Below are 16,000 nucleotides of genomic sequence, written 5' to 3'. Positions count from 1 at the left end.
GAAAACGGATAAATGCAGGAGAACTTGCAAATATGCAAAACACAGTATGTGGTGAATATGCAGATAATGAATACAACATCTGGTGGAATATGCAGATGAGCCGCTGAATTACGATGTCTCCGTTGCATTGGTTAACATAATATTGTTAACATAATTCTTGAGCATAATATACAAAGTTTTCCTTTCCGGGCCGGAAAGGATTGAAATCTGGGAAAATATGCGTTATTATATTCTACACTGCCAGAAATGTTTGCAGAACGCTCCGGTTGCCTCCTGTATGCGCCGGGCCGCTGCGGCATAGTTTCTGCTGGCGAGAGGGAACGCAAGATGGGGAAGCTCGTGGCTGCATATGAATCCTACCTTATGAATATCAGGCACGCATCGGACAATACGGTCGCTTCCTATCTGCGCGATGTGCGGCAATTCACCACCTATCTGGAGCAGACGGACGGCCCTGCGCTGGAGGCGTGCACGCAGGAGACGGTCTGTGCCTATGTGCGCCATTTGACGAGTATCGGCAAATCGCCTGCGACGGTCTCCCGGTGTGTGGCATCGCTCAAGAGCTTCTATGGCTACTGCGTCTCCACCGGCGCGGTCGCGCAGTCTCCTGTGCACGATATCCCACAGCAGAAGGCGGAAAAGCGCCTTCCTCAGATTTTGACCGGCCGCGAGGTCGAGCTGCTGCTCGAACAGCCGAAGTGTACGGATATGAAGGGCTACCGCGACAAGGCCATGCTTGAGACGCTCTATGCCACCGGCATGCGCGTCAGCGAGATGATCGCCTTGAACGTTTCGGACGTCAGTCTGGCGGGCGGCTTTGTCCGCTGCATCGGGAACGGGAAGTCCCGCATCATCCCGATCTACCCGGCTGCCATCCGAGCCCTGACGGCCTATGTGACGGATATCCGGCCGAATATGATCGCCGAGCCGGACGAGCAGGCCCTGTTCGTCAACCTGAACGGCGGCCGCATTTCCAGACAGGGCTTTTGGAAGATCATCAAGCACTATCAGCAGACCGCGCAGATCGACAAGGAGATCACGCCGCATACGCTGCGCCACAGCTTTGCGGCCCATCTGCTCGAAAACGGCGCGGACCTGCATTCCCTGCAGGAGATGCTCGGCCACAGCGATATCTCCTCCACGCAGGTTTATGCGCAGGTCGTGAAAAAGACGCTCAAGAGCGTCTATGAAAAATACCACCCGCGCGCTTAAAGAAAAAGCTTCGGAGCTGGTGAAGTGATATGCTCCCTCTATGAGACGATGAAAGACACCGTCACATAGGGGGAGCATTTTCATGCCGCGCAGGAAGCAGTCCCGGTGCTGCGCGGGGATACTCTTATGAGAGGAGCCCATACCCCCGCAGCACTGCCCGCAGGCGGCTGCGGTGCGGCTCCTCCAGTGGTGACAGCGGCAGGCGGAGCGTCCCGCCGCACAGGCCGAGATCCTCCATGGCAGCTTTGACCGGGATGGGGTTCACGACGCAGAACAGCGCCTCGCACAGCGGCAGAAGCTCCAGCTGGCGGCGCGCGCCTTCGCGGAAATCTCCGGCAAGGCAGGCATCCGTCATGGCAACGACGGCCTCCGGCGCGACGTTCGACACCACGGAGATCACGCCGCTGCCGCCGAGCGCCATGATCGCGGCCGTCTGGTCGTCGTTGCCGCTCCAAACCGGTAGACCGCACCGGCCCAGCAGCTGTGCGGCTCGGCTGATGCTGCCGCAGGCTTCCTTGATGCCTGCAATATGCGGATGGCGGGCGAGCGCCCGCACCGTCTCCGGCAGGAGGTCGACGCCGGTGCGCGACGGAACATTATAGAGCACGAGCGGCAGGGGAGACGCGTCCGCGATCGCGGTATAGTGCGCAAGCAGGCCTGCCTGTGTCCCTTTATTATAGTAGGGCGTGACGGCCAGCAGCGCATCCGCGCCGTTCTGTGCCGCAAGCTCTGCATTTTCTACTGAGCCTGCCGTGCAGTTCGTCCCGACGCCCATGATAACGGGACAATGGCCGCAGGCAGCCTGCTTTGCGCGGCGCAGGAGTGTCAGCCTCTCGTCCTGCGTCAGGGCCGCAGCCTCGCCGGTCGTGCCGCAGACAACGAGCGCCGCGATCCCGGCATCCAGCTGCCGCTCAAGCAGGCGGTCCCATGCCGGAAGATCGATGCTCCCGTCCGGCCGGAACGGGGTGAGGAGCGCCGTGGCGGCGCCCCGAAAGATCGGCAGCATTCCGATCACCTCCGCGTCATCCTATGCCGCACCGCCTGCAGGGGTGAAATCCCGGTCTTGCAATTTTCGGGGCGCAATGGTATAATCAGACATTGAAATACAATAGGAGCAATCTGTCCATATGTATCTGAAACAGCTAGTCATTCAGGGCTTCAAATCCTTCCCGGACAAGACGGTCGTGGGATTTGGCCATGATATCACCGCCATCGTCGGGCCGAACGGCAGCGGAAAATCCAATATCTCAGATGCCATCCGCTGGGTCATGGGCGAGCAGAATTCCCGCTCGCTGCGCGGCCAGAAGATGGAGGATGTCATTTTCGGCGGCACGGAGAAGCGCGCCCCCGTCGGCTTTGCCGAGGCGACGCTCGTGCTGGACAACAGCGACCGCGCCCTGCATTATGACGCCGACGAGCTGATGGTCACGCGCCGGTATTACCGCTCCGGCGAGAGCGAATACTACATCAACAAGCAGAGCGTGCGTCTGCGCGACGTCAACGAGCTGTTCATGGATACCGGTCTCGGCCGCGACGGCTATTCCAACATCAGCCAGGGACGCATCGACGAAATTCTGTCCCTCAAGAGCACGGACCGCCGCGAAATTTTCGAGGAGGCCGCCGGTATCTCGAAATACCGCCACCGCAAGGAGGAAACGGAGCGCCGCCTTGCCACGACGCAGGACAATCTGACCCGCATCGGCGACAAGATCTCGGAGCTGGAGCTGCAGGTCGGCCCGCTGCGCGATCAGGCGGAAAAGGCAAAGCGCTACCTGACCTACCGTGAGGAGCTCAAGGGCCTTGAGGTCGCGCTGTGGCTGCAGTCGCTCGAGCGCCTGAGTGCCACGGCGCGCAAGGCCGAGGAGGACTATCATTCCGCCGCCTTCATCCTGCAGCAGGAGCACGACGCGCTGGACAAGCTGTATGTCACATCGGAATCCCTGACGTTCGACCTCCACAACCGCGACCTGCAGACGGATCAGATCCGTGATGCGATCCGGCAGGCGGAGGCCGCCTCGCAGGAGCAGCGCAGCCGGATCGCCGTGCTGGAGACGAATCGCGGCAACGCGCAGAGCAACCTGAAGCGCGTGCAGCACGAGCTGGAGGATCAGGACAGCCGCAGCGGCAGCATCTCCGCGCAGATCGAAGCACTGGAGCAGCGCATGGGCGAGATCGACACGCAGACCGCCGCGCTGGCCGAAAAGCAGAAGCTGGCCGAGGAGGAGGGCCGCAGACTGGCGGACTCCGCCGACGGCATGACAAAGCGCTATCTCACCCTGCGCGATCTGCAGGGCCGGAAGCGCGAGGAGCTCTCCGCCCGCGGCGCGGACCTGACCGCCGTGGAAGAGAGTCTTGCCCAGAGCACGGAGCGGCAGACCCAGCTGGCACAGGATCTGCAGGCGGCGCAGAGCCGCTGTGCAGAGGCACAGCGCGCGCTCGAGACCGCACAGAAGCAGCTCTCCAAAGCGCAGGCCGATATCACGGCCGCGCAGAACCGCATCAACGGCTACCGTTTGCGCAGCCGCACCCGAGCGGAGCGGAGCGAGGCCCTGCAGAAGCAGGCCACGGACGCCGGTGTCCGGCTCGACACGGTCAGCTCCCGTCTGAAGCTCTTTCAGGAGATGGAGCGTGAGCTGGAGGGCTATTCCCGCGCTGTCCGCACCGTCATGCAGGAGAGCCGACGCGGCAAGCTCCGCGGCATCCATGGCGCGGTGTCCATGCTGCTGCGCACACAGGACAGCTACACCGTTGCCATCGAGGTCGCGCTCGGCAGCGCCATGCAGAATATCGTCGTGGAGGACGAGGGCTGCGCCAAGGCTGCCATCCAATATCTGAAACGCTCGGACAACGGCCGCGCCACATTCCTGCCGCTGTCTGTCATCCACGGCCGGCCGCTGAACGAGAGCGGCATCGAGCGCTGCGCCGGCTTCTGCGGCGTAGCCTCCGACCTTGTCTCGTGTGAGCCGCGCTATCGCGAGATCATCCTGAATCTGCTCGGCCGCACGGTCGTGGCGCAGGACCTCGACGCGGCCATTTCCATTGCCAACAAATTCGGCCACCGCTTCCGCATCGTCACACTGGACGGGCAGGTCCTGAATGCAGGCGGCTCCATGACGGGCGGCTCCGTCTCCCGCAGTGCGGGCATCTTGTCGCGCGCCAACGAGATCGAGCGTCTGCAGGCCCAGCAGAAGGAGGCCGCCGCCGCGTTGGACAAGCTCCGCGGAGAGCAGAAGGAGGCGCAGCGTCTGCTGGAGCAGGCGAATTATGACCTGACGAACGCGGAGACGGACCTCCGTACGGCCGAAGACGCCGCTCTGCGCCTGCAGGGCGAGGAAAAGCAGCACCACGTTCTTGTGCAGGCCCTGACGGACGCGATCACCGGCTCGCAGCGCGAGCAGGAGCTGCTCGAAAAGCGGATCGGCGCCAACAGCGGCCGCCGCGCGGCGCTGCAGAAGGCCGTTGCCGACCTGCAGAAGGCACTGGAGGAGGCTGAGCAGGAGCTTTCCGTCGTTTCGGACGGCCAGAGCGTTGCTTCGGAGCAGAGCAGCCGCCTTTCGGAGCGCCTGACGGCGCTGCGCATGGAGGCGGCCAGACTGGAGGCCGAGCGTGCCACGGCGAAGAGCTCCGCCGAGCAGCTGCGCGGGCTGGAGCATGCCATGCACGGCGACCGCGAGCAGAAGCTGCAGCTCATCGACCGCTATACGCAGGAGGCCGCTGAGCTGGAAAAGACGCTGCAGGCCGAGCAGGACAAGCTGGCCGGGCAGGACGCCGCGGCGCAGGCCAGGCAGGAAGAGCTGCAGGCCGCGCTTGCCGAGCGTGCGAAGGTCGAAGCGCGCAAAACGGCCACGGAAAAGGAAGTACAGGAGAAAAACCGCGATATCCTGAACATGGAGCGCGAGAGCGCCCGTCTGGAGTCGCGCAAAAATGCCGCCGAGCTGGAGGAAAAGCAAATTCTCGACCGGCTGTGGGATACCTATGAGCTGACACGTTCCAGCGCGCCCGCCGCTGCGGCGGAGCTGGAGAGCACGGCTGCCGGAACGAAGCGCGCCGCGGAGCTCCGCAAGAAGATCTCCGGCCTCGGCACGCCGAACCTCGGCGCCATCGACGAATTTGCCCGCGTGAACGAGCGGTATGAATACCTCTGCGGCCAGCGCGACGACGTGCTGACGTCCAAGCGCGACCTCGAGGGCATCATCGGCGATATCACCGGCCAGATGACCGATATTTTCGTCACGGAATTCGGCCGCATCAACACCTATTTCGGCCAGACATTCACGGAGATGTTCGGCGGCGGCAAGGCCTCGCTCGAGCTGGAGGACCGCTCGCAGCCGCTGACGTGCGGCATTGAAATTCGTGTGCAGCCGCCCGGCAAGCAGCTCAAGACCATCACGCTGCTGTCCGGCGGTGAGAAGGCCTTTGTTGCCATCGCGCTGTATTTTGCCATTCTGAAGGTGCGGCCGACGCCGTTCTGCATGCTCGACGAGATCGACGCCGCGCTGGACGACCGGAATGTCGAACGCTTCGCGGGCTACCTGCGTGGCTTCAGCGGGAAAACGCAGTTTATCGTCATCACTCACCGCCGCGGTACCATGGAGGCCGCCGACGTGCTCTATGGCGTGACCATGCAGGAGCAGGGAATTTCCCGCATCCTGCATCTGGACCTGAATCAAATGGAGCAGCAGCTCGGAATTTCGGAGGAGATCAAGTAAATGGGTTTTTTTGAAAAAATCAAAAACGGACTGAAAAAGACGCGCGCCGCCATGGCCAACACGCTCGGCGGCATCTTCGCCTCGTTCAGCGGTGCAAATGAAGAATTTTATGAGGAGCTCGAGGAGAGCATGATCCTCGCCGACATCGGCGTGGAAACGTCCTGCAAGGCCGTCGAGCAACTCCGCACCGTCGTGAAGGAGCGGAAGCTCCGCACGGCGGAAGAAATTCACGATGCCCTGAAGGATATCCTTGTGGACATGCTGAACGTCGGCGACACGAGCCTGAAGCTCGGCACGCGCCCGTCCGTCGTGCTTGTCATCGGCGTCAACGGCGTCGGCAAGACGACGACCATCGGCAAGCTGGCTCATCGCCTCTCCGGCGAGGGCAAGCGTGTGCTGCTGTGCGCGGCCGATACGTTCCGCGCCGCGGCTGCCGATCAGCTCGAAATTTGGGCCGGACGCGCCAATGTGGACATCGTCCGCCAGCACGAGGGCGCGGACCCCGCCGCCGTGGTGTTCGACGCCATTTCCGCCGCCAAGGCGCGAGGCAGCGACGTCATCCTGTGCGACACGGCAGGACGCCTGCACAACAAGGCCAACCTGATGAACGAGCTCGGCAAAATTTCCCGCATCATCGACCGCGAGCTGCCGAATGCGGATAAAGAGGTCCTGCTCGTGCTCGACGGCACGACGGGCCAGAACGGCCTGCTGCAGGCCAAGCAGTTCAAGGAGATCGCCGGTGTTACGGCCATCGCCCTGACAAAGCTCGACGGCACGGCCAAGGGCGGCATCGTCATCGCCGTGGCGGACGCGCTGCAGATCCCTGTGAAGCTCATCGGTGTCGGCGAACAGATGGACGACCTGATGCCGTTTGAGCCGCGCGCGTTCGTCGACGCGCTGATTTAAGGAGGTGCCCGACATGAAGGTCGTTATGGCAAGCAACAACGCCCACAAGATCGCCGAGCTGCGCGCGATCCTGTCTGCCTACGGGCTGGACGTCGTCTCGCAGCGTGAGGCGGGTGTGCATGTCGAGCCGGAGGAGACCGGCACAACGTTTGAGGAGAATTCCCGCATCAAGGCTGTGGCTGTGATGCAGGCCTGCGGTCTGCCCGCCGTGGCGGACGACTCCGGCCTGATGGTCGACGCGCTGAACGGAGAGCCGGGCGTTTATTCCGCGCGCTACGGCGGACCGGACTGCATCAGCGATTCCGACCGCATCAACTATCTGCTGAAAAAGCTCGAAAACGTTCCGGAGGGGAAGCGGACGGCAAAATTCGTCAGCGTTATCACCCTCGTCACGCCGGACGGCAAGGAGATCGTCGCGCGCGGCGAGTGTCCGGGACACATCCTGTTCGAGCGCCACGGAAACGGCGGCTTCGGCTATGATCCGGTGTTCTTTGCGGAGGATGCCGGGTGCACGTTCGCAGAACTGGCCCCGGAGCAGAAAAATCAGGTATCCCACCGCGCCCGGGCGCTGCGCGCCTTTGTGGAGAAGGCGTTCGGTACGAAAAAGGAGAAGGAATTATGCTGACCAGCAAACAGCGCGCCGATCTGCGCGCACAGGCAAATGATCTGGATACCACCCTGATGGTGGGCAAGGGCGGCGTGACGGAGAATGTTTTGTCCGAGGCCGCCCGGCAGCTTGAGGCGCGTGAGCTTGTCAAGGGCCGCGTGCTCGAGGCGGCGCTCCTGTCCGCACGCGAGGTCTGCGATGCGCTGTGCGAAGCGCTCGGTGCAGACGGCGTGCAGTGCGTCGGCTCGAAATTCGTGATCTACCGCCGCTCGGAGAAGAAGGCACAGGAGGCCGCACGGCAGGCGCGCGAGCTGAAAAAGCGCAAGTCGAACCCCGTCCGGCGCGGGGCGCAGGAGCGCCGCCGGCAGGCACGCGAGGAGCGCGAGCGCCGCAATGAGTATTTCCGGCAGGCTGCCATTCAGGCCGCCATCGAGCGCCGGAAGAGCCGCGAGGAATAACAAAAATCATCGGAAAGGGGAGCGCCGCACATGGCAAATATCGGTATATTCGGCGGGAGCTTCAACCCGCCGCATCGCGGCCATCTGCTGGCTGCAGCGGAGTTCCAGCGCAGACTTGGGCTGGACCGCGTCATTCTGATGCCGGCGGCGCTGCCGCCCCATAAGGCGCTGGCCGCCGGGTCACCGGACGCCCACACGCGTCTGGAGCTGACAAGGCTGGCCGCGCAGGACCTTCCGTTTGCGGAGGTCAGCGATCTGGAGCTGCACCGCAGCGGCGCAAGCTACACGGCCGATACACTCGAGGAGCTGCACCGGCAGTATCCCAACGACCACCTCTGGTTTCTGATGGGGACGGACATGCTGCTGACATTTGCGCAGTGGCATGCGCCGGAGCGCATTGCAAAGCTCGCTTCGCTGGCAGTCGCACATCGCGGAAAGGACGACGGCAGAACGCTTCGGGAAGCGGCGCAGCAGCTGCGCGACCGCTTCGGGGCGGACGTCGTGCTGGTGGAAAATGACTTTCTGCCCTATTCCTCCACCATCGCCCGCGCCATGCTGGCCTTCCGCTGCGGGGAGGACTATCTCGAGCCTGCGGTCTATGACGCCGTCTGCATGCAGGGGCTTTATCACACGCGCAGCGACCTTCGCGGCCTGCCGCTCGATGCGCTGGCCCGCATCGCCCTGCCGCTGCACGACCCGAAGCGCGTGCCGCATGTACTCGGCTGCAGCCATACGGCGGCGGAGCTTGCCGCCCGCTTCGGGGAGGATCCCGGCCCGGCCCGGCGTGCCGGTCTGCTGCACGATGTGACAAAGGCGCTTCCCGGTCCGGAGCAGTTGAAATTATGCGATAAATATGGTATGATGTTGGATACATTCGAACGCAGTCACCCCAAGCTGCTGCACGCCAAGAGCGGCGCGGCGGTCGCAGGGGCGGTGTTCGGGGAATCTGCGGCGGTGCAGTCGGCCATCTGCTGGCACACGACCGGCAAGCCGGACATGACGCTGCTGCAGAAGATCTTATATCTTGCCGATTACATGGAGCCGAACCGGGATTTCCCCGGTGTGGAACGGCTCCGCGCTCTGGCGGAGCATGATCTGGATGAGGCGGTCCTTCTGGGCCTTGAGATGTCGCTCGATCTGCTGACGGAAACCGGTCAGCCCATTGACGTGAATTCCAGAGCGGCCAGAGATTTTTTGAAAAGCGAAAGGACGAAGTCGGAATGAGGAAACTATTCGGCAACAGCAGCCGCGGCGCTTCCGGCGGGCGCTATGTCGCCGGGAAGCAGGCTGAGCGCCGCAGTGCGCCGGTGCAGCCCGATGTGCAGCGCCCCGAGGCGGATGACGAGGAGATCCCGCTCCTGCGTGATTATGCCAACCGCGAGGCGGCACAGCACCGTGCGGAGACGGAAGAGAATGATATCCCGCTTCTGCAGCAATATCTGAAGCGCCCGCCGCTGTCGCAGGTCATGCCGCAGGAGCGGCATCAGGCTCCGGCGCAGCCGCAGCAAAGACCTGCGCAGCAGGCGCGCCCGGCGGCACAGCAGCCCCAGAGCCGGCTGGCCCCGCAGCCGGCGCAGAGCGTTCCCGCACCCCGTGCGCCGCGTGCCGAAGCGCCGCGGCCCCGCCGGGAGGAAGTCAGGGACGAGGACCTGACGCGTGATCTGCCTCGCACGGATGCCGAAGCGCCGCGCGGCGGCATGAACGGCAAAACGCGCGGCCTGATCCTGCTGCTGGCCTCCATCGCGCTGTTCCTCGGCTCTGTTGCCATGTGTCTGGCGCTGCTCGGCCGCACGACGGCCGTCGCCCCGTCCGGCGGCAATAAAAAGTCCGACGGCGGCACGAGCGTCCGCGTTGAGACGGACGCACAGACTGGCCAGAGCATCGAAATGGACGTGCCGGACGCCTCCGGCCATGAGGGAATCTACAACATCCTGCTTGTTGGCACAGATGGCGACAGCACCCGCACGGATACGCTCCTGATCGCAAATCTCAACACAAAGGAGCACACCGTCAGCCTGATGAGCATCCCGCGCGACACTTATATCACCGGCAATTACGTCATTCCGAAGATCAATTCCGTCTACAGCGCGGCGGGCCAGGGTGACCGCGGTATCCGTGCGCTGACCGATAAGATCCGCGAGACGCTTGCCATTGCAGTCGACGGTTATGTGCTGGTTGATCTGCAGGGCTTTGAAAAGACGATCGACATGGTCGGCGGCGTGGAATTCGATATCCCGACCGACCTGCAGTATGACGATGACGACGAGAACATCCACGTCGACCTGAAGGCGGGCCATCAGCTGCTTGACGGTGCACATGCGCTGCAGCTGTGCCGCTACCGCAGCGGCGCTGCCGATATGGACATCGAGCGTGCGGCTACGCAGCAGGAATTCCTGCGAGCGTTGGCACGGAAGCTGGCTTCGTCCGCGACGCTGGCAAAGGTGAAGGACTATGCCGAGCTATTTGCGACCTATGTCCGCACCGACCTGACCGTCGGCAACCTGATCTATCTCGGATCCGAGCTGATGCAGTGCGATTTCGACGCCATGTACACCGTGACCCTGCCCGGCGAGGCCGTGGAGATCAAGGGCGGCGACTATTATCAGCTCGACCCGGACGGCGTGCTGAAGATCCTGAACGAGCACTTCAACCCCACGTCCGAGGAATACGGCAAATATGACATCAACATCCGCCAGAAGACGGATATTCAGCGCGGGGATGGAACCGTGACCCGTGATACCACGGCGACAACGCCGACAAAGAGCACGCAGCCGCGCCAGGAGCCGACAGAGCCCACGCAGGATACGGCGACGGAACCGACGGGAGATCCCACGGAGCCGACGGAGGGCCCAACCGACGAAACGCAGGACCCGACGGAGGGGCCGACCGAGGGCCCGACGGAAGCGCCGACGGAGGCTCCGACCGAGGCGCCCACGGAAGCGCCGACCGCTGCGCCGGAGACGGCAGAATAAGGAGGAACACCCCATGCATACACCCAAGGAGCTGGCGCTGCGCGCCGCAAAGGCACTCGACGACCGCAAGGGCCTGAAGATCCGCCTGCTGCAGGTTACGGACGTCACGTCCATTGCTGACTATTTTCTGATCTGTACCGGCACGTCCAACACGCATGTCAAGACGCTGTGCGACAGCGTGGAGGCGGCCGTCGCCGATGAGCTGGGCGAGCCGCTGCTGCACCGGGAGGGCCACCGCGGCGGAACGTGGGTCCTGCTGGACTTCGGCTGCCTCGTCGTGCATGTCTTCACAGAAGAGACGCGCGCCTTCTATGATCTCGAACGCCTGTGGAACGACGCAACGCCGGTTCCCATTGATTTTGCAGAATAAAGAGGGAGAAACATGAAGTACGATTTTACCGCCATCGAGGCCAAATGGCATAAGATCTGGGATGAAAAGCAGCTCTATGCCGCCAGGACCGGCAGCGACGCGAAGAAATTCTATGCGCTGGTCGAATTCCCGTACCCGTCCGGTGCCGGTCTGCACGTCGGCCATGCCCGCCCCTATACGGCCATGGACGTCATCGCGCGCAAGCACCGCATGCAGGGCGAGAACGTGCTGTTCCCCATGGGCTACGATGCCTTCGGCCTGCCGACGGAGAACTATGCCATCAAGAACCACATCCATCCTGCCGTCGTGACGAAGAACAACATCGCCACGTTCCGCGGCCAGCTGCAGGCGCTCGGCTACAGCTTCGACTGGGACCGCGAGATCAACACGACGGACCCGAAGTATTTCAAGTGGACGCAGTGGATCTTCCTGCAGCTCTATAAGAACGGCCTTGCCTACAAGGCCAAGATGCCCGTGAACTGGTGCACGTCCTGCAAGTGCGTGCTGGCAAACGAGGAAGTCGTAGAGAACGTCTGTGAGCGCTGCGGCAGCCCGGTCGTCCGCAAGGAAAAGAGCCAGTGGATGCTGCGCATCACGCGCTATGCCCAGCGCCTGCTCGACGATCTGGACGACGTCGACTTCATCGAGCGCGTCAAAATTCAGCAGCGTAACTGGATCGGACGCTCCACCGGCGCGGAGGTCCGCTTCGGCTCGACGTTCGGCGATGAGATCACCGTGTTCACCACCCGCCCGGACACGCTGTTCGGCGCGACGTACATGGTCCTTTCGCCGGAGCATCCGCTGCTCGAGCGCTGGATGGACCGCCTGACGAATGCCGACGAGGTCAAGGCCTATCAGGAGGCAGCCGCCGCGAAGTCCGACTTTGAGCGCACGGAGCTCACGAAGGAGAAGACCGGCGTGCAGCTCGGCGGCGTGAAGGGCATCAACCCCGTGAACGGCAAGGAGATCCCCATCTTCATTTCGGACTATGTCCTCTCCACCTACGGAACCGGTGCGATCATGGCCGTCCCGGCCCATGACGACCGCGACTGGGAATTCGCGAAGAAGTTCGGCTGCGAGATCATCGAGGTCGTCAAGGGCGGCAACGTGCAGGAGGCGGCCTTTACGGACTGCGCCACCGGCGTGATGGTCAATTCCGGCTTCCTTGACGGCATGAGCGTCGCCGACGCCAAGAAGGCCATCACGGAATACCTGACGGAGAAGCACATCGGCGAGGCAAAGGTCAACTTCAAGCTCCGCGACTGGGTCTTCTCCCGCCAGCGTTACTGGGGCGAGCCGATCCCCATCGTCCACTGCCCGAAGTGCGGCACCGTCCCGCTCGATGAGAAGGACCTGCCACTGGAGCTGCCGGATGTCGAGAGCTACGAGCCGACGGACGACGGTCAGTCTCCGCTTGCCGCCATCACGGACTGGGTCAACACGACCTGCCCCTGCTGCGGCGGCCCAGCCAAGCGTGAAACGGACACCATGCCCCAGTGGGCCGGTTCCTCGTGGTACTATCTGCGCTATATGGATCCGCACAACGACGAGGCCCTTGCCTCGCCCGAGGCCCTGCGCTACTGGAGTCCGGTCGACTGGTACAACGGCGGCATGGAGCACACGACGCTCCATCTGCTCTACAGCCGCTTCTGGCACAAGTTCCTCTATGATATCGGCGTCGTGCCGACGAAGGAGCCCTATGCCAAGCGTACGAGCCACGGCATGATCCTCGGCGAGGGCGGCATCAAGATGTCGAAGTCCCGCGGCAATGTCATCAACCCCACGGATGTCATCGCCGAATACGGTGCGGACACCATGCGCACCTATATCATCTTCATCGGCGATTTCGAGAAGGCCGCCTCCTGGTCGACGAACGCCGTGAAGGGCTGCAAGCGCTTTCTCGACAAGGTATGGAATCTGGCCGAGACCGTCACCGATCGCGAGACGGCATACTCTGCCAAGAACGAGTCCATCCTGCACAAGACGATCCGCAAGGTCACGTCGGACATCGATGCGCTCAAGGGCAACACCGCGCTGGCCGCGCTCATGACGCTGACGTCTACGCTGACGGACAACGGCTGCAACGCTGCCGAGCTCAAAACGCTCCTGCAGCTGCTCAGCCCGTTTGCGCCGCACATCTGCGACGAGATCTGGCAGCAGCACGGCTTCGAGGGCATCTGCTCCGTCTCGGCCTGGCCGGCGTATGATGAGTCGAAGTGCCGCGATGCGGAGATCGACATGGCCGTTCAGGTCAACGGCAAGCTGCGGGGCACGATCCATGTTGCAGCCGACCTTGACGACGAGACCGTCGTTCAGACGGCACTGGCCGACGAAAAGATCGCCCGCTTCCTCGAGAAGACCGGCGGCGCGCTGCGCAAGAGCATCGTTGTCAAAAACAAGCTGGTCAACCTCATCGTAAAGTGATGGAATCCGGCCGCTCGGCTTGAAATCGGCAAAAGTTTGAAAAAAATTGTAGAGATCGCTTGACTTTTGACTTGCGATTGACTATAATAATTGATGCCGTTATATCGGCCCTGAAAGCATCCCGGATTGAGCCGGATGCACCGGAGGGAGGGAAATCAATGTCTGAAATTCGCGTGAAGGAGAACGAGTCTCTGGAGAGCGCGCTGAAGCGTTTCAAGCGCAGCTGCCAGAAGGATGGCGTTATCGCTGAGGTCAAGAAGCGTGAGCATTACGTCAGCCCGAGCCTCAAGCGGAAGCAGAAGTCCGAAGCTGCTCGTAAGAACAAGCGTCGCGGCTATTGATTCCCGTTTTCTTGCATAGCCAGAGCCGCTGCTGATGCAGCGGCTCTTGTTTTTTGTCCCGCCTCCCGCACTTTTGCGGCCCGCCGTCATAACATGGAATGAGCCGAGTGCTCAGAATCCAAACGGGAGGTTCCTGACTATGAATTGCAATTCCAATTGCTTCGGCGGCAACTGCTGGTGGATCATCATCCTGCTCCTGCTGTTCTGCTGCTGCGGAAATAACGGCGGCTGCGCCAACGCGGCCAACAACAACTGCGGCTGCGGCGGCTGCGGCTGCTGACGCATCGATCCGGCGGGGGAGAAGGCTTGCCTTCTCCTCCGCTATTTTTTTGTATCGGTACTGGCCTTCTGCCGCTTCCTGTGATATAATGCAGAAAAGTACTTCCCGGAAGGAGCGTGTTTTATGGAGGATCGTCCCGTACAGGAGGGCTATCACCGTCCCGCACGAAAGAAAAAGCGCGCGGGCCTGCCTGCCTTTTTCCTGGCTGTCATCGTGCTGGCGCTGCTGGCAGCCGTCGTGCTGCGCATCTGGCTCGGCTACCGCAGCGGCTCGCTTGCCGCCGGAGATATCACCGTGCTGCGCCGCGGCCTGCCGTTCGGCGTGGGAGCCGCCGGACTGGCTGCCGTGCTTGCCGTCGCCGGTCTGCTGCGGAAAAAGCGCCGCCGCGGCTTTGCCGCCTGGGGCCTTGCTCTGGCGCTCGTTGCGCTCGTGCTGACAGGCGGACTGCTGTATGCAGACCATTATCTGACCGGCAAAATGACGACGGACGATGATTTCGATTCGCTTTCCGCCAGTGACCTGCACCAGACGGCGACGGAGGCCGACGGCCGCCTGGAACGCGAGGAGCGTTTTTCTGAGGCGCTGTCCGGTCTGGAGGAGCAGTTGGCTGATCTGCCGTCCTTCACGGAGGTCGATCGCTACCTGCTGTCCAATAATGATATCCCGGCCGAGGCACTGGCCAAGCTCGACACGGGCAAGGCCCCGCGCAGCAGCTATCTCAGCAGCGATGCAAGCAAAATTCAGGTGTTCGTGCTGTTCGGCCTCGATGGCGTCGATTCGTCCGACAGCGTCATGCTCGTTGCGCTCGACCGCGTGCATCAGAAGATCAAGCTTATCTCGCTTGCGCGCGATTCCTATGTTTTCATTCCGGAATACGGCTTTTTCTCCAAGTTGGCCTATTCCTACACCTGGGGCGGCGCGGCGATGGCCGTCAAGAATCTGAACTATAACTATTACTTGAACGTGTCGGATTATATTGCTGTGGATTTTGATCAGCTCGCGGAGATCATCGACCGGATCGGCGGTGTGACAGTCAACATCGACGAGGATGAGGCGCGCTATCTTTCCAATTATCCGAACGTCCATGTCGGCGACTGCCTGCTTGACGGGGAAACAGCGGTCTCCTATGCCCGCATCCGCAAGAGCAGTGCCACGGACAGCGACCGCAAGCGCACCGGCCGCCAGCGTGAGGTCATTCTCTCGATCCTCAACACGCTGCAGACCATGCCGCTGTCGCAGTATCCGGGCTTTGTGCGCGACTGCCTCGGTATGTGCGCAACATCGTTCGAGGCTGAGACGCTTCTGACCATGGCCGCTGAGACGCTGGGGCAGAATTACACGGTCGAGCAGTATTTCTTCCCGGAGGGGCAGGTGGACTGGTGGGCCGGGCTCATCAAGGAGTATTTCTACTACGTCTATGACCTGCGCCGTGCCAGTGACCGCATTTACCGCATCATTTACGAGGAGCTGTATATCTCGGGCTATGACGATTGAGCAGACGGCTCCTGCGGCGGCATGAGTCGAGATCTGTATCGTATAAACGAAACAGCGGCGTGGCCGGACCGGCCATGCCGCTGCTGGTATGTGCGCCCGGTGAGCGCACGTTCTATAGGGTGAAAGTCCCGAGTCCGCCCGGTAGCGGGAAGGGCTAGCCAAAGGCAAGGGTGTCCATCGTGAGGTGGAATCTGAAGAAAGCCGGATTTTGGGAGTTGAAAGGTCTC

The 16,000-nt window shown here is 62.3% G+C and carries 13 protein-coding genes; 12 read left to right on the top strand and 1 reads right to left on the bottom strand.

From position 1 onward, the window contains the following. Positions 1–327 precede the first annotated feature (327 nt). The gene (gene xerD / locus ACMKFF_RS04325; protein ID WP_417325582.1) at positions 328–1,212 is read left to right on the top strand and encodes a site-specific tyrosine recombinase XerD; all 885 of its coding nucleotides are present in this window, start codon (positions 328–330) and stop codon (positions 1,210–1,212) included. Positions 1,213–1,336: 124 nt separating this feature from the next. On the opposite strand, the gene dapA is transcribed toward xerD, so the two are convergent. After that, entirely contained in the window at positions 1,337–2,218 is an 882-nt protein-coding gene (gene dapA, locus ACMKFF_RS04320; RefSeq protein ID WP_419496160.1) for a 4-hydroxy-tetrahydrodipicolinate synthase, read from the bottom strand. A gap of 121 nt (positions 2,219–2,339) precedes the next feature. Between dapA and smc the strand changes: the two genes are divergently transcribed. The 11 genes from smc (at position 2,340) to ACMKFF_RS04265 (ending at position 15,773) form a co-directional block, all read left to right on the top strand. After that, positions 2,340–5,921 carry a chromosome segregation protein SMC gene (gene smc, locus ACMKFF_RS04315; RefSeq protein WP_419496159.1) on the top strand — a complete coding sequence of 1,194 codons (3,582 nt, stop codon included), beginning with the start codon at positions 2,340–2,342 and terminating at the stop codon, positions 5,919–5,921. Continuing rightward, positions 5,922–6,827 (top strand): signal recognition particle-docking protein FtsY, encoded by a 906-nt coding sequence (gene ftsY, locus ACMKFF_RS04310; protein ID WP_349135561.1) that lies wholly within the window; start codon positions 5,922–5,924, stop codon positions 6,825–6,827. A gap of 13 nt (positions 6,828–6,840) precedes the next feature. Further along, positions 6,841–7,452, top strand: a complete 612-nt coding sequence (gene rdgB, locus ACMKFF_RS04305; protein ID WP_349135562.1) for an RdgB/HAM1 family non-canonical purine NTP pyrophosphatase — start codon at positions 6,841–6,843, stop codon at positions 7,450–7,452. Then, a complete protein-coding gene (locus tag ACMKFF_RS04300; protein ID WP_349135563.1) occupies positions 7,446–7,892 on the top strand; it encodes a YhbY family RNA-binding protein in 447 nt (148 codons plus the stop codon). The genes rdgB and ACMKFF_RS04300 overlap by 7 nt, the downstream gene beginning before the upstream one ends. Positions 7,893–7,922: 30 nt before the next feature. After that, positions 7,923–9,116 (top strand): nicotinate (nicotinamide) nucleotide adenylyltransferase, encoded by a 1,194-nt coding sequence (gene nadD, locus ACMKFF_RS04295; protein WP_419496158.1) that lies wholly within the window; start codon positions 7,923–7,925, stop codon positions 9,114–9,116. Next, the gene (locus ACMKFF_RS04290) at positions 9,113–10,864 is read left to right on the top strand and encodes an LCP family protein (RefSeq protein WP_418487344.1); all 1,752 of its coding nucleotides are present in this window, start codon (positions 9,113–9,115) and stop codon (positions 10,862–10,864) included. Before nadD ends, ACMKFF_RS04290 begins: the two co-directional genes overlap by 4 nt. Before the next feature lie 13 nt (positions 10,865–10,877). After that, positions 10,878–11,234: a ribosome silencing factor gene (gene rsfS, locus ACMKFF_RS04285; RefSeq protein WP_419496157.1), complete on the top strand. Its 357-nt coding sequence runs from the start codon at positions 10,878–10,880 to the stop codon at positions 11,232–11,234. 12 nt (positions 11,235–11,246) lie between these two features. Beyond that, positions 11,247–13,658, top strand: a complete 2,412-nt coding sequence (gene leuS, locus ACMKFF_RS04280; RefSeq protein WP_419496156.1) for a leucine--tRNA ligase — start codon at positions 11,247–11,249, stop codon at positions 13,656–13,658. A gap of 158 nt (positions 13,659–13,816) precedes the next feature. Continuing rightward, complete coding sequence (gene rpsU, locus ACMKFF_RS04275; RefSeq protein WP_349135570.1) at positions 13,817–13,999, top strand: 30S ribosomal protein S21; 183 nt, start codon at positions 13,817–13,819, stop codon at positions 13,997–13,999. A 139-nt stretch (positions 14,000–14,138) separates the two neighbouring features. Continuing rightward, complete coding sequence (locus ACMKFF_RS04270; protein WP_367927681.1) at positions 14,139–14,279, top strand: hypothetical protein; 141 nt, start codon at positions 14,139–14,141, stop codon at positions 14,277–14,279. 123 nt (positions 14,280–14,402) lie between these two features. Beyond that, positions 14,403–15,773, top strand: coding sequence for an LCP family protein (locus tag ACMKFF_RS04265; RefSeq protein WP_419496155.1), 1,371 nt, complete (start codon positions 14,403–14,405; stop codon positions 15,771–15,773). The last annotated feature ends 227 nt before the right edge of the window (positions 15,774–16,000 follow it).

The sequence above is a fragment of the Faecousia sp. genome (genome assembly GCF_048519415.1).
Taxonomy (GTDB): domain Bacteria; phylum Bacillota; class Clostridia; order Oscillospirales; family Oscillospiraceae; genus JAZOXB01.
The sequence above is the reverse complement of the archived record's forward strand: the minus strand, read 5'-3'. Positions and strand labels throughout refer to the sequence as shown.